The organism is Streptomyces sp. NPDC104226, assembly GCF_055584085.1.
In genome coordinates, this window is the sequence record NZ_JBVJMS010000011.1 from 60,603 (window position 1) to 82,089 (window position 21,487).

Here is a 21,487-nt window from a genome sequence, read left to right on the forward strand (position 1 = left end):
GAACGTCCGGAGGGCCCGTCGCGCGGTGCGCGGCGGGCCCTCCGTGTGTGCGTGGGCGTGCGTGGGGCTAGATCGTGCCCAGCTTGATGATCGAGAGCAGGGCGATCAGCTGGATCGCCGACGCGCCCAGGGCCTTCGGCCACGGCAGGTCGTGCGAGGTGCGGATCAGGGAGGTGAAGAGCACGCCGGCCGCCACCCAGGTGGCCCAGCCCAGGATCTGGACGAGCATGTTGTCGCCGCCCAGGAACATGGCGAACAGCAGGCGCGGTACGTCCGTCAGGCTCATGACCAGCATCGACAGGCCCACCGTGGGCTGCCACGACCCGTCGCCGCCCAGCTGGCGGGCCAGGGTGTGGGTGACGGCGCCGAGGACCAGGCCGCAGATCACGAAGGCCACGCCCGCCGAGAGCACGATGGGGACGGCCTTGGAGAGGGTGGCGTTGATGACGTCCTTGCGGGTGTCGTCGAGGCCGAAGACCGCGAGCAGCCCGTAGAGGAAGGTCACGATCAGCGCCGGCCCCCAGACGGCGTAGTCGCGCATCTGCAGGAAGGTCGGGCCCGGGCGGGTCACGATGCCCCGGATCAGGTCCTTCCACGGCAGCCGCGGACCGGTGGGGGCGGCGGACTGGGTCGCGCCCGCCTGATAGGTCCCGCCCTGGTTGTACGGGTACGGGTCCTCGCCGATGGCGAAGGCCTGGGTGTACCCGGGTGAGTCGCTCGGGCCGCCGGCTCCGTGGGCGGGGGGACGGTCGTAGCCGTATCCCTGGCCCTGACCCGGACCCTGCCCGGCGTGACCGCCGTGCGGGTCGAAGTATTCGGGCTCGCCGTGGCCCCCGGGAGCGGCCTGCTGCGGCCACTGCTGGGGTGCGTAGGGCTGCTGGCCGTACGGTGCGGGCGCCTGGGGCGCCTGCTGCGAGCCGTACGGCTGCTGCCGCGGGGGTTGTTGCGGGGTGCGGTTGTTGTCCCGGCCGCGTCCGATCCTGAATCCAGCCACGTGATCGAAAGTACCCGCTCCAGGGCGGGCGAGTGGCCGGGCCGGGGCAAGAAGCCCCCTTTGCGGCTGAGCTGTGACATCCCCTAGGGGGTACCTGGAGGGGCTCCTCAGGGTGGGGGAGTGGGGGATCGGGGCGGGTTACGTGGCTGCGCGGCAGTCTGCCGATGGCCGTTACATCTCCGACGGAATACGGACATAACCGGCCCGTAGCTTCGTAGACGTAGCCACCGCCACGAAGCCGAACGAGCACGAGAAGAGCCCCTCATGCGTAGCCCGCACCGTCGCACCTCCCTCCGTACCGCCGCCGTCGTGGCCGGTGCGGCCGCCGTCCTCGCCCTTCCGGTGGGGTCCGCCTTCGCGGATTCCCCGGCGGTACCGGACGCGCAGGTCCTGCCCGGCGTCGAGCAGCCGTCCGTGGACCCGAGCGTCCCGCCGACCACGCCTCCCACCACGCCTCCCACCACGCCGCCGACCACCCCGCCCACCACGCCTCCGACCACCCCGCCGGTGAAGCCCTCGGTCCGGGCGTACGTCACGACCGTGAAGCTGGCCGACGGATCCGTCGCCAAGGTCTACAAGATCGGCGAGGGCCACTTCGAGGCCGACATCCTCGCCGGCGGCGTCAAGCTGGACACCCTGGTCAGCAAGGGCGGCAAGCCCGCGAGCGGCCAGAACAACGGCCTGCACGTGGTCCTCCAGCCGAACGGCACCGTCACCTCGTGGGTCGAGGGCGACACCAAGCCGAAGCCGAAGCCGGAGGAGAAGAAGGAGACGAAGAAGGAGGCGAAGAAGGAGAACGTCGTCAACGTCGCCATGCCCGACGGGCGCAACGCGAAGCTGATCGACGGCCCGAACGGCAAGCGCGTGGAGATCTCCATGCCGAACGGGAACCTCCTCGGGACGATCGACCTGAAGCACCCGACCGCGACGAACGACGGCTGGACGTACAAGCTCGTCCAGGACGGGAAGCGCGTGAAGTTCGTCGTCATCGACGGCAAGAACGGCGGCAACAGCTGGGTCTACGACTTCACCAGCGGCACGCTGATCGAGAAGTACGAGGTGGACCGCAAGGCCGTCACGAAGGACGCGAAGCCCCTCGCCAAGCCGGTCGAGAAGCCGGCCGAGAAGAAGACCGTCGAGCGGGTCGTGCCGAAGGGCGGCGTGAAGGCCGGTGCGGAGGGTGTCGCTCCGGTGTCCGCCCAGGGCGAGGGCGACGGCACGCTGATGCTGGCCGCCGGCGGGGGCATGGCGGCGGTGGGCGCCGCGGGCCTCGGCTTCGCGATGCTGCGCCGCAACCGGTCCGACCAGGCCTGACCGGGTAGGACCCGGGCCTGACCGGCCCCGGAACAGCGGAACGGCCCGCCCCCCAAAGGGGGCGGGCCGTTCCGGCGTGCGGTGCTGCGGGGGCTACTTCGCCTCGGCGTCGGTCTCCGGCGCGGGCTCCTCGGCCTTGGCCGGAGCAGCGGCCTCGGCGGCCTCCGTCTTGGCCTCCGCCTTCGGCTCCGTGACGGGCTCCACGGCCTCCGCCGCAGCCGCAGCCTCAGCCTCGACCACCGGCTCGGGCTCGACCACCGGCTCCGGCTCCGGCTCGACCACCGGCTCCGGCGTCTTCACCGACTCCAGCAGCAGCTGCGCCACGTCGACCACCGTGACGTGTTCCTTCGCCTGGCCGTCGTTCTTCTTGCCGTTCACCGAGTCGGTGAGCATGACGAGGCAGAACGGGCAGGCGGTGGAGACGATGTCCGGGTTCAGGGACAGGGCCTCGTCGACGCGCTCGTTGTTGATGCGCTTGCCGATCCGCTCCTCCATCCACATCCGCGCGCCACCGGCGCCGCAGCAGAAGCCCCGCTCCTTGTGGCGGTGCATCTCCTGCTGGCGCAGGCCCGGCACGGCCGACATGATCTCGCGCGGCGGCGTGTAGACCTTGTTGTGCCGGCCCAGGTAGCAGGGGTCGTGGTACGTGATGAGCCCGTCGACCGGGGTCACCGGCGTGAGGCGGCCCTCGTCGATCAGGTGCTGGAGCAGCTGCGTGTGGTGGATGACCTCGTACTCGCCGCCCAGCTGCGGGTACTCGTTCGCGATGGTGTTGAAGCAGTGCGGGCAGGTGGAGACGATGCGCTTCGCCGACTTCGGCTTCTTCGTCTCCGGGTCGTCGTCGTCCTCGCCGAACGCCATGTTCAGCATCGCGACGTTTTCCTGCGCCAGCTGCTGGAAGAGCGGCTCGTTGCCCAGGCGGCGCGGGGAGTCGCCCGTGCACTTCTCGTCGCCGCCCATGATCGCGAACTTGACGCCCGCCATGTTCAGCAGCTCGGCGAAGGCCTTCGTGGTCTTCTTCGCCCGGTCTTCGAGCGCGCCCGCGCAGCCGACCCAGTACAGGTAGTCGAACTCGGAGAGGTCCTCCGCGTCCTTGCCGATGATCGGGACCTCGAAGTCCACCTCCTTGGTCCACTCGACGCGCTGCTTCTTGGCCATGCCCCAGGGGTTGCCCTTGCGCTCCAGGTTCTTCAGCATCGTGCCGGCCTCCGACGGGAAGGCGGACTCGATCATCACCTGGTAGCGGCGCATGTCGACGATGTGGTCGATGTGCTCGATGTCCACCGGGCACTGCTCGACGCACGCACCGCAGCTCGTGCAGGACCACAGGACGTCGGGGTCGATGACCCCGTTCTCCTCGGCGGTGCCGATCAGCGGGCGCTCGGCCTCGGCGAGGGCCGCGGCCGGGACGTTGGCCAGCTGCTCCGGCGTCGCCTTCTCGTTGCCCTCCATGTCCTTGCCGCCGCCGGCGAGCAGGTACGGGGCCTTGGCGTGCGCGTGGTCGCGCAGCGACATGATCAGGAGCTTGGGGGAGAGGGGCTTGCCGGTGTTCCAGGCCGGGCACTGCGACTGGCAGCGGCCGCACTCCGTGCACGTGGAGAAGTCGAGGATGCCCTTCCAGGAGAACTGCTCGACCTGGGAGACGCCGTAGACGTCGTCCTCGCCCGGGTCCTCGAAGTTGAGCGGCTTGCCGCCGCTGGTCATGGGCTGGAGGGCGCCGAGCGCCGTCGCGCCGTCGGCGTTCCGCTTGAACCAGATGTTCGGGAAGCCGAGGAAGCGGTGCCAGGCGACACCCATGTTGGTGTTGAGCGAGACCACGATCATCCAGATCAGCGAGGTGCCGATCTTGATCATCGCGGTGAAGTAGATGGCGTTCTGCAGCGCGCCGAGCGACATGCCCTTGAACGCCAGCACCAGCGGGTACGAGACGAAGTACGCCGGCTCGTACGAGTCCACGTGGTGGATCGCGCCTTCGAGGCCGCGCAGGCACAGGATCGCGAGGCCGATGGTCAGGATGATGTACTCGACGAAGTACGCCTGCCAGGCCTTCGAGCCGGCGAAGCGCGACTTGCGGCCGGCCCGCGAGGGCAGCGACGCGAGGCGGATCCCCATCAGGACGAGGATGCCGAGCACGGTCATCAGGCCGATGAACTCGATGTAGAGCTCGAACGGCAGGAAGCCGCCGACGATCGGCAGCACCCAGTCGGCCTGGAAGAGCTGCCCGTACGCCTGCAGCAGCGTGGGCGGCAGGGTCAGGAAGCCGATCGCGACGAACCAGTGCGCGAAGCCGACGAGGCCCCAGCGGTTCATCCGGCTGTGGCCGAGGAACTCCCGGACCAGGGTGATCGTTCGGGACTTCGGGTCGTCCGTACGGCTGCCTGCCGGTACGGGCTGTCCGAGCTTCACGAAGCGGTAGATCTGCGCCACGGCTCGGGCGAGCAGCGCGACGCCGACCACGGTCAGGACCAGCGACACGATGATCGCGGCGAGTTGCATGGGAGGGCTCCTCGGGCGGCACTTACTAAGCGGTAACTTATCCAGTCAAGGCTTGAGGTTACCCAGTCCCGACGCCGCAATGTAGCCGAGCGTGCGGTGATCTGCGTCGCTCAGGGTTGCCTGTGCCGCCAGGCCGCCCGCGGGGTCTGCGCGAGGATCGCCAGGTCCATCCCCAGCCAGTGGTTCTCCACATAGTGCCGGTCGAGCAGGTCCATCTCCTCCCACGGCAGGTCCGAACGTGCGCTCACCTGCCACAGCCCGGTCATCCCGGGCCGTACGAGGAGCCGCTCGGGCCGGTCCGTCAGGCCGTTCCCGGGGCGCGGTCCGACCAGTGACATCTCGCCCCGCAGCACGTTGAGCAGCTGCGGCAGTCCGTCCAGCGCGCACCGCTCCAGCGCCGCCCCGGCCCGGCCCTTGCCGATCCGCAGCCGCCACGCGCGGTAGGGGCGCCCGGCCAGGCCCGCCGCCGGCTCGCGTACGAGGACGCCCGCGCCCTGGGTCGCGTACAGCAGTCCGGCGGCCAGCAGCAGCGGGACGAGGAGCACCCCGAGCAGGAGCGCCGCTCCGGCGAGGTCGAGCACCCGCTTGGCCGAAGGCCTGGCGGGCCGGGGCCACGGCCAGGACCGGAGCCGGAGGCGGGGCCCCGGCCGGGCGGGGAGGCGTAGCAGCAGAGGCATGCCTGCACGGTGCCGCACGCCTCCGGCGGCGGTGCGGTGCCGCGCGGCCGTGGTGCCCCGAATGGCGCCCTGAGCGTAAGGGTGGCCTAAAGGTTGAGTCCCCTCGACTCACCTCTGTTGACACGGACGGAGGGGTGGTGCACTCTTGAGTCTGTTCCACTCAAGTCAGCTGGAGGAATCAAAATGGCACGTGCGGTCGGCATCGACCTGGGCACCACTAACTCCGTCGTCAGCGTTCTGGAAGGCGGCGAGCCCACCGTCATCACCAACGCCGAGGGCGCCAGGACCACGCCGTCCGTCGTCGCCTTCGCCAAGAACGGCGAGGTCCTCGTCGGCGAGGTGGCCAAGCGCCAGGCGGTCACGAACGTGGACCGGACCATCCGCTCCGTCAAGCGCCACATGGGCACTGACTGGAAGATCAACCTGGATGGCAAGGACTTCAACCCGCAGCAGATGAGCGCCTTCATCCTGCAGAAGCTGAAGCGCGACGCCGAGGCCTACCTGGGTGAGAAGGTCACGGACGCGGTCATCACCGTCCCGGCCTACTTCAACGACTCCGAGCGTCAGGCGACGAAGGAGGCCGGTGAGATCGCGGGCCTGAACGTCCTGCGCATCGTCAACGAGCCGACGGCCGCCGCCCTGGCCTACGGTCTCGACAAGGACGACCAGACCATTCTCGTCTTCGACCTCGGTGGCGGCACCTTCGACGTGTCCCTCCTGGAGATCGGCGACGGCGTCGTCGAGGTGAAGGCCACCAACGGTGACAACCACCTCGGTGGCGACGACTGGGACCAGCGCGTCGTCGACTACCTGGTGAAGCAGTTCCAGAACGGTCACGGCGTCGACCTGGCCAAGGACAAGATGGCGCTCCAGCGCCTGCGCGAGGCCGCCGAGAAGGCGAAGATCGAGCTGTCCTCCTCCACGGAGACCTCGATCAACCTGCCCTACATCACGGCCTCCGCCGAGGGCCCGCTGCACCTGGACGAGAAGCTCACGCGCTCCCAGTTCCAGCAGCTGACCGCGGACCTGCTCGACCGCTGCAAGACCCCGTTCCACAACGTCATCAAGGACGCGGGCATCAACCTGTCCGAGATCGACCACGTGGTCCTGGTCGGCGGCTCCACCCGCATGCCGGCCGTCGCCGAGCTCGTCAAGGAGCTCACCGGCGGTCAGGACGCCAACAAGGGCGTCAACCCGGACGAGGTCGTCGCCATCGGCGCGACCCTCCAGGCGGGCGTTCTCAAGGGTGAGGTCAAGGACGTCCTGCTCCTCGACGTGACCCCGCTGTCCCTGGGTATCGAAACCAAGGGCGGCATCATGACCAAGCTCATCGAGCGCAACACCACGATCCCGACCAAGCGGTCCGAGATCTTCACGACGGCCGAGGACAACCAGCCGTCCGTGCAGATCCAGGTCTACCAGGGCGAGCGCGAGATCGCGGCGTACAACAAGAAGCTCGGCATGTTCGAGCTGACCGGCCTGCCGCCGGCTCCGCGTGGCGTCCCGCAGATCGAGGTCTCCTTCGACATCGACGCGAACGGCATCATGCACGTCACGGCCAAGGACCTCGGCACGGGCAAGGAGCAGAAGATGACCGTCACCGGCGGCTCTTCGCTCGGCAAGGACGAGGTCGACCGCATGCGCCAGGAGGCGGAGCAGTACGCGGACGAGGACCTGCGCCGCAAGGAAGCCGCCGAGTCCCGCAACCAGGGCGAGAGCCTCGTGTACCAGACGGAGAAGTTCGTCAAGGACAACGAGGACAAGGTTCCGGCCGACGTCAAGGACGAGGTCGAGGCCTCCATCGCCGAGCTGAAGGAGAAGCTCAAGGGCGAGGACGCCGCCGAGATCCGCACCGCGACCGAGAAGCTCGGTGCCGTCAGCCAGAAGCTCGGCCAGGCGATCTACGCGGACGCCCAGGCCGCCCAGGGTGCCGCCGGCGCCGAGGGTGCCCAGCAGGCCGCCGACGCCAACGACGACGTCGTCGACGCCGAGATCGTCGACGACGAGAAGCCGAAGGGTGGCGCTGCCTGATGTCGGAGGAGACCCCGGGTTTCGACGAGAAGCCCGAAGTCCCCGCCGACGGCACGCCTGACGACGCCGCCGAGCCGAAGGCCGCAGCTTCCTCCAAGGAGGAGGCCGCGGCCCCGGCCGGGGACTCCGGAGCAGCACAGTCCGGCCAGGAGACCGCCCTCCTGGCCCAGCTGGACCAGGCCCGTACCGCGCTCGGCGAGCGCACCGCGGACCTCCAGCGGCTCCAGGCGGAGTACCAGAACTACCGCCGCCGGGTGGAGCGGGACCGGATCGCCGTCAAGGAGATCGCGGTCGCGTCCCTCCTGACGGAGCTGCTCCCGACCCTGGACGACATCGGCCGGGCGCGGGAACATGGCGAGCTGGTCGGCGGCTTCAAGTCGGTGGCCGAATCGCTGGAGACCGCCGCGGCCAAGATGGGCCTGCAGCAGTTCGGCAAGGAGGGCGAGCCCTTCGACCCGACGATCCACGAGGCCCTGATGCACTCGTACGCGCCGGACGTCACCGAGGACACCTGCGTGGCGATCCTGCAGCCGGGCTACCGGATCGGCGAGCGTACGATCCGTCCCGCGCGGGTCGCGGTGGCCGAGCCCCAGCCGGGCGCGGCGCCGAAGTCCGAGGCGGCGGAGGCCGACTCGTCGTCGGACCCGTCGGACCCGTCCGGCAAGGACGCGGATGCAGCCGACAACGGCTGAGGTTGACCACGTAGAGGCACGAGAGGAGGGACACCGGGGATGAGCACGAAGGACTTCGTCGAGAAGGACTACTACAAGGTCCTCGGTGTCCCGAAGGACGCCACCGAGGCCGAGATCAAGAAGGCGTACCGGAAGCTCGCCCGCGAGTTCCACCCGGACGCCAACAAGGGTGACGCCTCGGCCGAGGAGCGCTTCAAGGAGATCTCCGAGGCGAACGACATCCTCGGTGACGCCAAGAAGCGCAAGGAGTACGACGAGGCCCGCGCCCTGTTCGGGAACGGTGGCTTCCGCCCCGGTCCCGGCGGGGGCGGCGGCTCGTTCAACTTCGACCTCGGCGACCTCTTCGGAGGCCAGCAGCAGGGCGGCGCGGGCGGCGGTTTCGGCGGCGGCGGTCTGGGCGACGTCTTCGGCGGCCTGTTCAACCGCGGCGGCGCCGGCGCAGGTGCGGGGACCCGTACCCAGCCGCGCCGCGGCCAGGACATCGAGTCGGAGGTCACCCTCTCCTTCACGGAGGCGGTGGACGGGGCCACGGTCCCGCTCCGGATGTCCTCGCAGGCGCCCTGCAAGGCCTGTTCGGGCACCGGCGACAAGAACGGCACGCCCCGCGTGTGCCCGACCTGCGTCGGCACCGGCCAGGTGTCCCGCGGCAGCGGCGGCGGCTTCTCGCTGACCGACCCCTGCGCGGACTGCAAGGGCCGCGGCCTCATCGCCGAGACCCCCTGCGACATCTGCAAGGGCAGCGGCCGGGCCCGCAGTTCCCGGACCATGCAGGTCCGGATCCCGGCGGGAGTCTCCGACTCCCAGCGGATCCGGCTGCGCGGCAAGGGAGCCCCGGGCGAGCGCGGCGGCCCGGCCGGCGACCTGTACGTGGTCGTGCACGTGGACGCGCACCCGGTCTTCGGCCGCAAGGACGACAACCTCACGGTGACCGTTCCGGTCACCTTCGCGGAGGCGGCGCTCGGAGCCGACATCAAGGTCCCGACCCTGAACGGCCCCTCGGTGACGCTGAAGCTGCCCCCGGGCACCCCGGGCGGCCGCACGATGCGGGCCCGCGGCAAGGGAGCGGTCCGCAAGGACGGCACCCGCGGCGACCTGCTCGTGACGGTGGAGGTCGCCGTTCCGACCGAGCTGAACGACAAGGCCCGCGAGGCCATGGAGCTGTACCGCGAGGCGACGGAGTCCGAGGACCCGCGCTCCGCACTGTTCGAGTCCGCGAAGGGAGCATGACATGGACGGCCGCCGTAGGAGCCAGTACCAGCTCACCGATGAGACCCCGGTCTACGTGATCTCGGTGGCCGCCCAGCTCTCGGGCCTGCATCCGCAGACCCTGCGCCAGTACGACCGTCTCGGCCTGGTCTCCCCGGGCCGTACGGCCGGGCGCGGCCGGCGCTACTCGGCCCGTGACATCGAACTGCTCCGCACGGTGCAGGCGCTGTCCCAGGAAGAGGGCATCAACCTGGCCGGCATCAAGCGGATCATCGAGCTGGAGAACCAGGTCGCCGCGCTCCAGCAGCGCGTGGCCGAGCTCTCCACCGCGGTCGACGGCGCCGCCGCGGTGCTCCGGCAGCGCGAGGCCCAGGTGCACGCCTCGTACCGGCGCGACCTGGTCCCGTACCAGCCCCCGCAGCCGGGCAGCGCCCTGGTCGTCTGGCGGCCGGCGCCCAAGCGCCCGATGGACTGAGCGCGCCCGTACGGACGCGAAAAGAAGGCCCCGCCCGGTTGATACCGGGCGGGGCCTTCCGCATCCGTCAGGGCGCCCTGGGGGGCCTCTGCGCGGCTCTCAGAGCCGGCGCTCCGGGTCCTCCAGCATCCCCGAGCGGGCGATGAGGAAGCCGAGCTGTGCCCGGCTGCCGCTGCCCAGGGAGGCCGCCAGCTTGGCGATGTGGGCGCGGCAGGTCCGGACGTTCATTCCCAGCCGGCGCGCGATGGCCTCGTCCACGTGTCCCTCGATGAGGAGCTGCGCGATGGAGCGCTGCACGCCCGAGATGCCGCCGGGGGTGTGCTGGTACGTCACCTCCGCCGACAGCGGCACGGCACGGTGCCACAGCTGCTCGAAGACCTTGATGAGGTAGTCGACCAGCCCGGGGTGGCGCAGTTCCAGGGCCGTCCTGCGGTCGTCGCTCGTGGGGATGAAGGCCACCGTACGGTCGAAGATCATGAGACGCTCCATGAGCTCTTCGAGCGTGCGGATCTCGACCTTCCCCGCGGAGATCCGGTCCACGTAGGCGAGCGTGCCCTGGCTGTGCCGCACGGTGTGCTGGTAGAGCGTCCTTATGCGCACCCCGCGGTTGACGAGGGGAGCGGCGCGCTCCAGTGCCTCCGTGAGGACCGACGTGGACCGGGCGCCGCCCGGTTGTACGGTCAGCACTTCGGTCCGGCACTCCGCGGTGGCCTGGTCGAGGGCGGTGTGGATCTGGTCGAAGCCCTCCAGCACGGTGATGGCGTGGGTGTTCGAGGGGCTCTGGGAGCTGATGGCCAGAAACGGCTCGAATGCGTCGGTGAGATCTATGGTGTCCCGGCGCCGGTCCTGAATCTCCCGTTCGAGCGGATGGAGCCGCTGGGCGAGCGCGACGGACGGGGGAACCGCGCGGAGCTGGTTCGCGTCATCGGGGTCGGGCCTCAGGAGAGCGAATTCGAGCAGGCAGGGGGCGTTCTCGACCTCGCCGCGGCTCACCCGGCCGGTGCTCAGCGCCGCCGTGTAGAGACGCGTCCCCTCCGCGCACATGGACGTGACGGGGTGGGGATGTGTCGGCTTTGTGTTGTTTCTGGGCAAATCTCCACCCCCCAGGGTCCTGAACATGCAAGAACATGATGCATCGTCCCTGTGGCAGCGACGTGCCCGAATAAGCCATCGTCTGACACGCGGGGGAGAAGATTTCCATCAAGTGAGGACGAAGCCGACCATGTACAAGAGAATGCTTCGCTCGGTACTTGCCATTGGGTTCTCCGCCGCTGCGGTCATTGGGGCAGTCAACGCCTTCGGTGGGGACGTGGGGGGTACCGACGCGCCCGCCGTGTCGATAGGCAAGCCCGATCTGGGCTGGGATTCGGCGCCCAACGACTTGGGCTGGGACTCGACCACCGCGTCGACCAACGACCTCGGCTGGGACTGATGACGCCCGACGACCACGGCTTCCGCCGTGAAATGGCATCTGCCTACCGCTCCGGCTGGCAGTTCATCGATCTCACCAGCGCCATCCCTTACGTCGGTGACTCGCTGAAGGTCACCTTGTTCGGCCAGCCGATCATCGTGGTGCGGGAAGAGGACGAGGACGTCCGGGCCTACCGCTGTCTGCGCCGCCCCCGAGGCGCACCGCAGCCCGTCCGCTGCGAGATCCGGTACGGCATGGTCTTCGTCAATCTGGACCAGCGTGATCACCAACTTTTCGAGCCCGAATCCGCCGCCACCCCCCGCAGTGCCTGAAGCGATTCCCCTGTCGTCGCAGATCGCTCAGGCACTACCCCCACACAGCGACGCCATCGTGGACCTGACCACGATGGCGTCGCTGTGATGTCCGTGTCCAGTGGTTGAACCGGACATCGTCGAACGGGGCGTGGCCGGGCGCGGTACGCCCGAGCGGGGTGCCGCCGGGCCGTGCGCGGCCGGCCGTGCGCGTTACGCGCGCCCCATGGCCCGGTCCAGGCTGATCTCCACGACCACCCGGTCCGGGTTCGGCGAGGGCGTCCGCCCGTACCGCTCCGCGTAGCGCCGTACCGCCTCCGCGACCGAGGCCTCGTCCGTACGCACCACCGCGCGGCCCTCCAGGGTCGCCCAGCGCCGCCCCTCCAGCTGGCACACCGCCACCCGGGCCCCGCCCTGCGGGCCGCCCTGCGACGCCAGCACGTTGCGGACCTTCTTGCTGTGCTTGTTGCTGATCACCCGTGCCAGCCCGGCCTCCGGGTCGTAGGTCACGCCCACCGGGACCACGTGCGGGCTGCCGTCGGGGCGGTGGGTGGTCAGCGTGCAGATGTGCCGCTCCCGCCAGAAGGCGAGGTACTCCGGCGTCGGGTTGAGTACGTCTTGGGGTGGGCGGGCCGTGCCGGCCGGGCTGGGAGTCGACATGCGCGAAGGGTACGTCCCTCCACCTTGAGTGGAATAGACTCAACTTTGTGCAGGTTACTCATGTGAAGCACACGACGTAGGGAAGGGAGAAGGCGCACGTGGATGCCGAGCTGACCAACAGGAGCCGGGACGCGCTGAACGCGGCCACGACCAGGGCCGTCAAGGACGGGCACGCGGACCTGACGCCCGCGCACCTGCTGCTGGCGCTGCTCGCCGGCGAGGACAACGAGAACATCACCGACCTGCTCGCCGCGACCGACGCCGACCAGGCCGCCGTACGCGCCGGGGCGGACCGGCTGCTCGCCGCCCTGCCCAGCGTCACGGGATCCACGGTCGCGCCCCCGCAGCCCAGCCGCGAGCTGCTCGCCGTACTGGCCGAGGCCGACGCGGAGGCCGGGAAGCTCGGCGACGAGTACCTCTCCACCGAACACCTGCTCATCGCCGTCGCCGCCAAGGGCGGCGCGGCCGGCGAGCTCCTTTCCGGACAGGGCGCGACCGCGAAGAAGCTGCGCGCGGCCTTCGAGAACGCAAGAGGAGGGCGGCGGGTGACCACCCCCGACCCCGAGGGCCAGTACAAGGCCCTGGAGAAGTTCGGCACCGACTTCACGGCGGCCGCCCGCGAGGGCAAGCTCGACCCGGTCATCGGCCGCGACCACGAGATCCGCCGCGTCGTCCAGGTGCTTTCGCGCCGTACGAAGAACAACCCGGTGCTCATCGGCGAGCCCGGCGTCGGCAAGACCGCCGTCGTCGAGGGCCTGGCCCAGCGCATCGTCAAGGGCGACGTCCCCGAGTCCCTGAAGAACAAGCGGCTGGTCTCCCTGGACCTCGGCGCGATGGTGGCCGGTGCCAAGTACCGCGGCGAGTTCGAGGAGCGGCTCAAGACGGTCCTCGCGGAGATCAAGTCCAGCGACGGCCAGATCATCACCTTCATCGACGAGCTGCACACCGTCGTCGGCGCGGGCGCCGGCGGGGACTCCGCCATGGACGCGGGCAACATGCTCAAGCCCATGCTGGCCCGCGGCGAGCTGCGGATGGTCGGCGCGACCACCCTCGACGAGTACCGCGAGCGGATCGAGAAGGACCCGGCGCTGGAGCGGCGCTTCCAGCAGGTGCTGGTCGCGGAGCCGAGCGTCGAGGACACCATCGCGATCCTGCGCGGGCTCAAGGGCCGCTACGAGGCCCACCACAAGGTGGTCATCAACGACAGCGCGCTCGTCGCCGCCGCCACCCTCTCCGACCGGTACATCACCTCCCGCTTCCTCCCCGACAAGGCCATCGACCTCGTCGACGAGTCCATGTCCCGGCTCCGCATGGAGATCGACTCCTCCCCGCTGGAGATCGACGAGCTCCAGCGCTCGGTCGACCGCCTGCGCATGGAGGAGCTGGCCCTGAACAACGAGTCCGACCCGGCCTCCCGCGAACGCCTCGACAGGATCCGCAAGGACCTCGCGGACAAGGAGGAGGACCTGCGGGGCCTCACCGCCCGCTGGGAGAAGGAGAAGCAGTCCCTCAACCGGGTCGGCGAGCTCAAGGAGCGCCTGGACGACCTGCGCGGCCAGGCCGAGCGCGCCCAGCGCGACGGGGACTTCGACACCGCCTCCCAGCTGCTCTACGGGGAGATCCCGGCCCTGGAGCGGGAGCTCGCGGACGCCACCGAGGCCGAGGCGGAGGCCACCCGCGGCACGATGGTCAAGGACGAGGTCGGCCCGGACGACATCGCCGACGTCGTGGGCGCCTGGACGGGGATCCCGGCCGGCCGCCTCCTGGAGGGCGAGACCCGGAAGCTGCTCCGCATGGAGGAGGAGCTGGGCCGCCGCCTGATCGGCCAGGGCGAGGCCGTGCGCGCCGTCTCCGACGCCGTGCGCCGCACCCGCGCGGGCATCGCGGACCCGGACCGGCCGACGGGCTCGTTCCTCTTCCTCGGGCCGACGGGCGTGGGCAAGACGGAGCTGGCCAAGGCCCTCGCCGACTTCCTCTTCGACGACGAGCGGGCCATGATCCGCATCGACATGTCGGAGTACGGCGAGAAGCACAGCGTGGCCCGGCTCGTCGGCGCCCCGCCCGGCTACGTGGGCTACGAGGAGGGCGGCCAGCTGACGGAGGCCGTCCGCAGGCGCCCGTACTCGGTCGTCCTGCTGGACGAGGTCGAGAAGGCCCACCCCGAGGTCTTCGACGTCCTGCTCCAGGTCCTCGACGACGGCCGCCTCACGGACGGCCAGGGCCGCACCGTGGACTTCCGCAACACCATCCTGATCCTGACCTCGAACCTGGGCAGCCAGTTCCTGATGGATCCGTCCACGGATCCGGAGGAGAAGAAGGCCCGGGTCCTGGACGTGGTGCGGGCCTCCTTCAAGCCGGAGTTCCTCAACCGCCTCGACGACCTTGTGGTCTTCTCCGCCCTGAGCGGGGCCGAGCTGGCCCACATCGCCGAGCTCCAGATCGGCCGCCTGGCCCAGCGCCTCGCCGAACGCCGCCTCATCCTCGACGTCACCCCCGAGGCCCTGGCCTGGCTGGCGGACAAGGGCAACGACCCGGCGTACGGCGCCCGCCCCCTGCGCCGCCTGATCCAGACGGCCATCGGCGACCGCCTGGCCAAGGAGATCCTCGCGGGCGAAGTCCGCGACGGCGACACCGTCCGCGTCTCGGTGGCGGGCGACGACCTGCTGGTCGGCAAGGCGCTGTAACCGGGGCCGTACCGCCCCGGGCTCATGGCCCGGGCTGTATGGCAGTAATCCGGCGCAATACCGCCTCAGCCGGGCCCCGGCCCGCCCGGGGCCCGGCTCACCCGGGCCATACTCCTGTCCGCCCTGCGCGGATCGGGCCCTTCCGGGGTGGACACGGGGTGGGCGCGATGGGGGAGGATGGCTGCATCCGCACGAAGGGAAGTCACACGGTGAGCATCGACCCGGCCTCGATTCCGAACTTCGGAGGGCAGCAGCCCGACCCGCAGGCCACTGGACCGGCGGGCCCCGTCGTCCCCGACCAGGATCTGGTCAAGCAGCTCCTGGAGCAGATGGAGCTCAAGTACGTCGTCGACGACGAGGGTGACCTCGCGGCGCCGTGGGAGGACTTCCGCACGTACTTCATGTTCCGCGGCGAGGACGAGCAGCAGGTCTTCTCCGTGCGGACGTTCTACGACCGCCCGCACAAGATCGAGGAGAAGGCCCAGCTCCTCGAGTCCATCGACGACTGGAACCGCCGCACCCTGTGGCCCAAGGTCTACAGCCACACGCACGACGACGGCTCCGTCCGCCTGATCGGCGAGGCGCAGATGCTGATCGGCACCGGCGTGAACCTGGAGCACTTCGTGTCCTCCACGGTCAGCTGGGTCCGCGCGTCGATCGAGTTCGACAAGTGGCTCGTCGAGCAGTTCGGCCTGGAGAAGGAAGTCGACTCCGCCGACAAGAAGGACGACGAAGAGGGCGGCGACAGCGAGACCAACTAGGTCTCCGCGGTCCCCGGCCCGGGTACGTCCCGACGGCCCGCGTCCGGCCCCTCGTGGGGCCCGCCCTACGGCGCCACCCCGGACGCGAGCAGCAGGTACGGCCCGTATGCGTACGAGAGCCCGGCCAGCACCCCGGTCACCACGACCGCGGTGCGCGGCCGGGCTTTCGCCATGAGGGCCGCCACCGGCAGCAGCAGCGGGAACGCGGGCAGCAGGAAGCGCGGCTTCGATTCGAAGAAGCCCGCGCCGCCGTAGGTCATCACCAGCAGCACGCCCGTGTACACGAGCAGCGGCAGCGGGATCCCGCGGTCGGCCGCCAGCAGCCCGGCGAGCACCAGCGCGGCCGCCAGCAGGACCACCGTCACGAGCGTGGCGAGCTCCACGCTCCCGGGCGAGCCCAGCGCGTGCCGGGCGGAGCGCAGCGCCCCCGCGCCGAAGTCGAAGCGCGAGCCCCAGCCGCTCTGGACGGCGAAGTAGCCGCCGAGCGGATCCCCCCGGCGCACGCCGACGAGCAGGACGTACGAGGCCCAGCCCGCGGGAGCGGCCAGCCCGGCCGCCCACACCGCCGCGGGTGCGCGGCCCCGCCGCCGGCAGATCTCGTACGCGGGGGCCGCCGTCACGGCCGCGGCGACCGCGATCCCGGTGGGCCGGGTCAGCCCCGCGAGTACGGCGAGCCCCGCCGCCCACCCCCAGCGGCCCCGCAGCAGGGCGTACAGGGCCCAGGCGGCGAAGGCGGCCAGCAGGGGCTCGGTGTAGGCGAGGGTCAGCATGAGGGCGTGCGGCAGCGCCGCCCACAGCGCGACGAGCAGCAGCCCGGCGCGGGCCCCGAGCAGGTGCGCCCCGACCCGGTACACCCCGACGGCGGCCGCGCCCGCGGCGATCCAGGCGACGGCCAGCGCGGCGACGGTCAGCGGGCCGGGCAGGACGGCGGAGGCGCAGCGGATCAAGGCGGGGTAGAGCGGGAAGAACGCGGAGTCGCTCTGCACGGACCCGATGCCGGGATAGATCTGGGTCCGCCCGTAGCCGTGCTCGGCGATCCGCAGGTACCAGACGGAGTCCCAGGACTCCCCGAGCACCCGCAGGGGGCTGCGACCGGACCACCAGGCCACCACGGCGACCGCCGCCACCCCGGCCCCGCGCACGGCGGCGTACACCCCGAGCGCGAGCAGCGGAGCGGGCATCCGGCCGCCCCGGCCGAGACGCTGCCCGGGCCGTGCGCCGCTCGGCAGCGTCTGCGTCGTCGCCATGCGTCCCGACTCTCTGGAGGGCTCCCGGCCGAAGCCGCCACGATGCAGAAACCCTACGACGCCGGGCCCCGTCCCCCCGGGGGCCGGCCCCGGCGTGCCCGGCCGGCCCCGGCGCGAAGCCGGCTCAGAGCCGCCGCAGTCGCTCCACCGCCTCCTCCAGGACGGTGGTGCGCTTGCAGAAGGCCCAGCGGACGTGGGTGGCTCCGGCGGCCTTGTCGTCGTAGAAGACCTGGTTCGGGATGGCCACCACCCCGCAGCGTTCCGGCAGGGACCGGCAGAAGGCCAGGCCGTCGCGTTCGCCGAGGGGGGTGATGTCGGTGGTGACGAAGTAGGTGCCCTGCGGGCGGAAGACCTCGAAGCCGGCCGCCGCGAGGCCGTCGGAGAGGAGGTCGCGCTTGGCGGCCAGGTCCGCGCGGAAGGAGTCGTAGTACGCGTCGGGCAGGGCGAGGGCCTCGGCGATCGCGTACTGGAAGGGGCCCGAGGACACGTACGTCAGGAACTGCTTCGCCGAGCGCACCGCCGTGACCAGCTCGGGCGTCCCCGTCACCCAGCCGACCTTCCAGCCCGTGAAGGAGAAGGTCTTGCCGGCGGAGGAGATCGTGACGGTGCGCTCGCGCATGCCCGGCAGGCTCGCCAGCGGGGTGTGGGCGCCCTCGAAGACCAGGTGCTCGTAGACCTCGTCCGTGATGACGAGGAGGTCCCGGGAGACGGCGAGGTCGGCGACCGCGGCCAGCTCGGCGGGGGTCAGGACCGTGCCGGTGGGGTTGTGCGGGGTGTTCAGGAGCAGGAGGCGGGTGCGCGGGGTGACCGCCGCGCGCAGGGCGTCCACGTCGAGGCGGAAGTCGGGGGCGCGCAGCGTCAGCGGCACCCGGACGGCCCCGGCCATCGCGATGCAGGCGGCGTAGGAGTCGTAGAAGGGCTCCAGGGCGATGACCTCGTCGCCCGGTTCGAGGAGGGCGAGGAGCGAGGCCGCGATGGCCTCGGTGGCCCCGGCGGTGACGAGCACCTCGGTGTCCGGGTCGTAGGCCAGGCCGTAGAAGCGCTGCTGGTGGACGGCGATCGCCGTACGCAGCTCCGGAACGCCGGGGCCGGGCGGGTACTGGTTGCCCCGGCCGTCGCGGATCGCGCGCGCCGCCGCCTCGGCGATCTCGGCGGGGCCGTCGGTGTCGGGGAAGCCCTGCCCGAGGTTGATCGCTCCCGTGGCGGTGGCCAGGGCGGACATCTCCGCGAAGATCGTGGTGCCGAAGGCCGCCAGCTTGCGGTTGAGGAAGGGGCGGGCGGGGAGGCCGGGGTGCTCGGGATCGCTCATGGGCGCAATCCTGCGGGGAAGCTCTGGACTTGCTCAAGTGTGCTTTGGGCCGCGCAGGGCGCGGGAATCCCCCCAGCACGCGGGACGAAGGGGATCCCGCACCCCGGGGAACCGGGGGAGCAGAGAGGGGTCGGGGGATGATCCTCGGAATAGTGATCTTCGTGGCGGTGGTCGTGGTGATCGTCGTGGTGGCGGTCAAGGCGGGCCGTGGGGGCGGCAGTGGCCGCGGCGGTGGCAGCGGGGACGCGGGCTGGTGGGCCGGGAGCGGCTCCTCGGGCCACTCCTCCTGCGGTTCCTCCTCGTCCAGCTGCGGTTCTTCCTCCTCCAGCTGTGGCTCCTCCTCGTCCAGCTGCGGCTCCTCCTCGTCCTGCGGTGGCGGCGGAGGATGCGGTTCCAGCTGACACGGGGCAGCATGGACTCATGGATCCATGGGTTCCGACGCCGGACCACTTCGTACCGCGCCCTGCATAGGTGAGGCGCCCGCCGGGCACAACTTCCGTCGGGCGTCTTCTTGTTCGGACGTCACGGCCGCGCATTACGGCGTACGGGCGGCATGTTGCTGAACACGTGAACTGTGTAGCCCCCGAGGGGATGTAAACCCCTGCAACTTGGGTAAAAACGCTGTGAGTGCCGTGCCTTTCATGATTCCCTCGGTTGAGTAGACCAGTCCCCGGACCTCCCGGGACTTCCTGTGGACCCGTGCCGGTGTCCCCCCACCCGTTGACTACCGCTGGCGGGCCCCGGCCCATCTCCCTCGCGCGTTTGCGGAGCCGACTCATGCTCACGACCCTCCAGACCACCTATACCGACACGCGTGCCGCCGATCTCGCCTGGGCCCTGGGTCGGGAGCGGCTGCCCGCCCTGGCCGTACTGAACCTCGAACTGGATGGCGCGAAAGTGGAGTTGCGCCTGCTCGGGGCCTCCCACCAGGTGCTTCTGGAGGAGGGTGACGTGCTCTGCTCCGAGACCGTCGCCTGTATGCCCGGCAGCAGCACCCCGCTTCCGCTCGGCGTGGCCAAGCGCGTCGGCGACTGGGAGTACGAGTTCGCCGCGCGGGTCGAGAACCTCTCGCGCGGCTCCTTCGCGGGGCGGGCGCAGGAACTGCTCGCGCTGGTCGCGGACCACCCGAACGGACTCGCCGGCACCTTCCCCGGCAGCCCGCACGCCTTCACCGCCATGCTCGCGCAGCGCTACGAGGGCCAGGTGCGGTGGCGGACCTGGCACGCGTACCCGCAGGAAGGGCAGTTGGTGGCGACGCGCACCCGGGTCGGCGTACGGGCGTCCGGCCAGGCGGCGGCTCCGGGCGGGAGCGCCGGCGCCGGCGCCTCCGCACCCGCCACGGCGCAGGCGGCCGCGGAGTCTCCGGTGCTGATCTAGCCCGGAAGGGCCGCCCCGGGCGCCGGCGCGGATCCGGAGGTCTCGGGGTCACGGGGTCGCGGAGTTGCCGGACGGTTACGCCAACTGCCCGAATCAGTGCGCCACTTACACCCATGTGGGTGACCGGATGTGAGCGGGCGGTGACGTACGGTTCGCTTCATGATCGACCGTTCCGCCCCGCGCGGGGTGCTCCGCACCCGGTGGCGCCGCCCCCCGGCCCCGGAGCCGCGCGGGGTGGGCCGCGCCCCCGGTGTCCCGGCCACCCTGCCCGTACGGCCCAGGACCGGCCGACTCCTCGTCCTGGCCACCGTGTTCGTCTGCGCCGCCTGCGGGCTCGTATACGAACTGGAGCTGCTCGCCCTCGGCTCGTACCTCATCGGCGACTCCGTCACCCAGGCGTCGGTCGTGCTGTCCGTCATGGTCTTCGCCATGGGCGTCGGATCCCTGCTGGCCAAGGCCCTGCGCACCCGCCCCGCCTTCGGCTTCGCCCTCGTGGAGGCCGGCCTCGCCCTGCTCGGCGGACTCTCCGCCCTGGCGCTCTACGCCAGCTTCGCCTGGCTGGGGGAGTCCCGGCCCGCACTGGTCGCCTTCTCCTTCGCCATCGGTGTGCTCATCGGCGCGGAGATCCCGCTCCTGATGGTCCTGATCCAGCGCATCCGCAGACAGGACGCGGGCGGCGCCGTCGCCGACCTGTTCGCCGCCGACTACGTCGGCGCCCTCGTCGGCGGCCTCGCCTTCCCCTTCCTGCTGCTGCCCGTCCTCGGCCAGCTCACCGGCGCCATGCTCACCGGCACCGTCAACGTCGTCGCCGGCGGCGGCCTCGTCCTGTGGCTGTTCCGCCGGGACCTGACCCGCCGCGCCCGCTGGCTGCTCGTCGCCGTCAACCTCGCCGTCCTCGCCGTCCTCGGCTGCGCCACCGTCCTCGCCGACGACTTCGAACGCGTCGCCCGCCGCGCCGTCTACGGCGGCGAGGTCCGCGTCGCCGTCCAGACCGGAGTGCAGGAACTCGTCCTCACCGGTCCCCCGAACGGCTCACCGCGCTCCCTCGACCTCTTCCTCGACGGCCGCCTGCGGGTCAGCGGCTACGACGAGTACCGCTACCACGAGGCCCTCGTGCACCCCGCGATGACCGGCACCCACGCCAGCGTCCTCGTCCTCGGCGGCGGCGACGGCCTCGCCGCCCGCGAGGTGCTGCGCTACCGCGACGTCGCCTCCGTCACCGTCGTCGAGCTCGACCCCGGCGTCGTGCGGCTCGCCCGCACCGACCCGAAGCTCTCCGAGCTGAACGGGCGCGCCTACGAGGACCCCCGCCTCGACGTCGTCACCGCCGACGCCTTCCGCTGGCTGCGCGCACCCGCCGCCCGGGCCCGCTTCGACGTCATCGTCTCCGACCTGCCCGACCCCGGGATCACCCCCAGCACGAAGCTGTACTCGCAGGAGTTCTACGGGCTGGCCGCGCGGGCCCTGCGCCCCGGCGGGCGGCTCGCCGTCCACGCGGGGCCCCCGGGCACCAGGCCCCGTACCTACTGGACCGTCGAAGCCACCCTGCGCGCGGCCGGCCTGCGCACCGCCCCGTACAGCGCGGGCGGCCGCCTCTCGGGCTTCGCCGCCGGCCCCGACCGGGTGCTCGGCGCGACCGCCGCCTCCGCGGCGAAGCTCCCGCAGGACTGGGGCTTCGTGCTGGCCGCCCGCGAGGGCGTGCCCCCGCTGCGGGTGGACCGGGAGACGCCCGTCCTGCGCTCCCTGTCCACGCAGTCCCTGGCCGACGCGGCCCGGGACACGGAGCGCACCCGGGTGGCGGGGCTTCCGCCGTCGACGCTGCCGCACCCGAGGTACTCGTAG

Annotated in this window: 19 protein-coding genes; 12 read left to right on the forward strand and 7 right to left on the reverse strand. The window is 71.2% G+C overall.

Annotation, left to right across the window (positions count from 1 at the left end):
* Nucleotides 1-67: 67 nt before the first annotated feature.
* Entirely contained in the window at nt 68-994 is a 927-nt protein-coding gene (locus tag ACZ60J_RS30840; RefSeq protein ID WP_469686882.1) for a Yip1 family protein, read from the reverse strand.
* 264 nt (nt 995-1,258) lie between these two features.
* On the opposite strand from ACZ60J_RS30840, the gene ACZ60J_RS30845 reads away from it, so the two are divergent.
* Nucleotides 1,259-2,308, forward strand: coding sequence for a hypothetical protein (locus tag ACZ60J_RS30845; RefSeq protein WP_469686884.1), 1,050 nt, complete (start codon nt 1,259-1,261; stop codon nt 2,306-2,308).
* Nucleotides 2,309-2,401: 93 nt separating this feature from the next.
* Here ACZ60J_RS30845 and ACZ60J_RS30850 read toward each other — a convergent pair whose 3' ends face one another.
* Entirely contained in the window at nt 2,402-4,804 is a 2,403-nt protein-coding gene (locus tag ACZ60J_RS30850; protein WP_469686885.1) for a (Fe-S)-binding protein, read from the reverse strand.
* Between the two features lie 110 nt (nt 4,805-4,914).
* On the reverse strand, nt 4,915-5,481 hold the full coding sequence (locus tag ACZ60J_RS30855) for a sugar transferase (protein ID WP_469686887.1): 567 nt from the start codon (nt 5,479-5,481) through the stop codon (nt 4,915-4,917).
* Between the two features lie 183 nt (nt 5,482-5,664).
* Between ACZ60J_RS30855 and dnaK the strand changes: the two genes are divergently transcribed.
* The 4 genes from dnaK to ACZ60J_RS30875 are packed head-to-tail and all read left to right on the forward strand — an operon-like array spanning nt 5,665 to nt 9,885.
* Nucleotides 5,665-7,512 (forward strand): molecular chaperone DnaK, encoded by a 1,848-nt coding sequence (dnaK, locus tag ACZ60J_RS30860; RefSeq protein ID WP_382975180.1) that lies wholly within the window; start codon nt 5,665-5,667, stop codon nt 7,510-7,512.
* Nucleotides 7,512-8,204: a nucleotide exchange factor GrpE gene (gene grpE, locus ACZ60J_RS30865; RefSeq protein WP_469686889.1), complete on the forward strand. Its 693-nt coding sequence runs from the start codon at nt 7,512-7,514 to the stop codon at nt 8,202-8,204. Before dnaK ends, grpE begins: the two co-directional genes overlap by 1 nt.
* Before the next feature lie 39 nt (nt 8,205-8,243).
* Complete coding sequence (gene dnaJ / locus ACZ60J_RS30870; protein ID WP_250748719.1) at nt 8,244-9,431, forward strand: molecular chaperone DnaJ; 1,188 nt, start codon at nt 8,244-8,246, stop codon at nt 9,429-9,431.
* A 1-nt stretch (nt 9,432) separates the two neighbouring features.
* Nucleotides 9,433-9,885 (forward strand): heat shock protein transcriptional repressor HspR, encoded by a 453-nt coding sequence (locus ACZ60J_RS30875; RefSeq protein WP_469686891.1) that lies wholly within the window; start codon nt 9,433-9,435, stop codon nt 9,883-9,885.
* A 99-nt stretch (nt 9,886-9,984) separates the two neighbouring features.
* Here the strand turns inward: ACZ60J_RS30875 and ACZ60J_RS30880 are convergent, their stop codons facing one another.
* Nucleotides 9,985-11,004: a helix-turn-helix transcriptional regulator gene (locus ACZ60J_RS30880; RefSeq protein ID WP_469686893.1), complete on the reverse strand. Its 1,020-nt coding sequence runs from the start codon at nt 11,002-11,004 to the stop codon at nt 9,985-9,987.
* A gap of 190 nt (nt 11,005-11,194) precedes the next feature.
* Here ACZ60J_RS30880 and ACZ60J_RS30885 point away from each other — a divergent pair, with 190 nt between their 5' ends.
* Entirely contained in the window at nt 11,195-11,317 is a 123-nt protein-coding gene (locus ACZ60J_RS30885; RefSeq protein WP_469686895.1) for a hypothetical protein, read from the forward strand.
* Complete coding sequence (locus ACZ60J_RS30890; protein WP_250748726.1) at nt 11,317-11,628, forward strand: Rieske (2Fe-2S) protein; 312 nt, start codon at nt 11,317-11,319, stop codon at nt 11,626-11,628. Before ACZ60J_RS30885 ends, ACZ60J_RS30890 begins: the two co-directional genes overlap by 1 nt.
* Nucleotides 11,629-11,820: 192 nt before the next feature.
* On the opposite strand, the gene ACZ60J_RS30895 is transcribed toward ACZ60J_RS30890, so the two are convergent.
* A complete protein-coding gene (locus tag ACZ60J_RS30895) occupies nt 11,821-12,267 on the reverse strand; it encodes a pyridoxamine 5'-phosphate oxidase family protein (protein ID WP_469686896.1) in 447 nt (148 codons plus the stop codon).
* Nucleotides 12,268-12,365: 98 nt separating this feature from the next.
* Here ACZ60J_RS30895 and clpB point away from each other — a divergent pair, with 98 nt between their 5' ends.
* Nucleotides 12,366-14,951 (forward strand): ATP-dependent chaperone ClpB, encoded by a 2,586-nt coding sequence (gene clpB / locus ACZ60J_RS30900; RefSeq protein WP_469686898.1) that lies wholly within the window; start codon nt 12,366-12,368, stop codon nt 14,949-14,951.
* A 209-nt stretch (nt 14,952-15,160) separates the two neighbouring features.
* Nucleotides 15,161-15,712 (forward strand): type III secretion system chaperone family protein, encoded by a 552-nt coding sequence (locus ACZ60J_RS30905; protein WP_407838025.1) that lies wholly within the window; start codon nt 15,161-15,163, stop codon nt 15,710-15,712.
* Nucleotides 15,713-15,777: 65 nt separating this feature from the next.
* Here the strand turns inward: ACZ60J_RS30905 and ACZ60J_RS30910 are convergent, their stop codons facing one another.
* A complete protein-coding gene (locus ACZ60J_RS30910) occupies nt 15,778-16,959 on the reverse strand; it encodes a mannosyltransferase family protein (RefSeq protein WP_469686900.1) in 1,182 nt (393 codons plus the stop codon).
* Between the two features lie 124 nt (nt 16,960-17,083).
* Complete coding sequence (locus ACZ60J_RS30915) at nt 17,084-18,268, reverse strand: pyridoxal phosphate-dependent aminotransferase (RefSeq protein WP_469686902.1); 1,185 nt, start codon at nt 18,266-18,268, stop codon at nt 17,084-17,086.
* A gap of 137 nt (nt 18,269-18,405) precedes the next feature.
* On the opposite strand from ACZ60J_RS30915, the gene ACZ60J_RS30920 reads away from it, so the two are divergent.
* From ACZ60J_RS30920 to ACZ60J_RS30930, 3 genes are all read left to right on the forward strand, one after another.
* On the forward strand, nt 18,406-18,669 hold the full coding sequence (locus ACZ60J_RS30920; RefSeq protein ID WP_469686904.1) for a hypothetical protein: 264 nt from the start codon (nt 18,406-18,408) through the stop codon (nt 18,667-18,669).
* Nucleotides 18,670-19,045: 376 nt separating this feature from the next.
* Nucleotides 19,046-19,645, forward strand: a complete 600-nt coding sequence (locus ACZ60J_RS30925) for a DUF2617 family protein (RefSeq protein ID WP_469686906.1) — start codon at nt 19,046-19,048, stop codon at nt 19,643-19,645.
* Nucleotides 19,646-19,804: 159 nt separating this feature from the next.
* Nucleotides 19,805-21,487, forward strand: a complete 1,683-nt coding sequence (locus tag ACZ60J_RS30930) for a polyamine aminopropyltransferase (protein WP_469686908.1) — start codon at nt 19,805-19,807, stop codon at nt 21,485-21,487.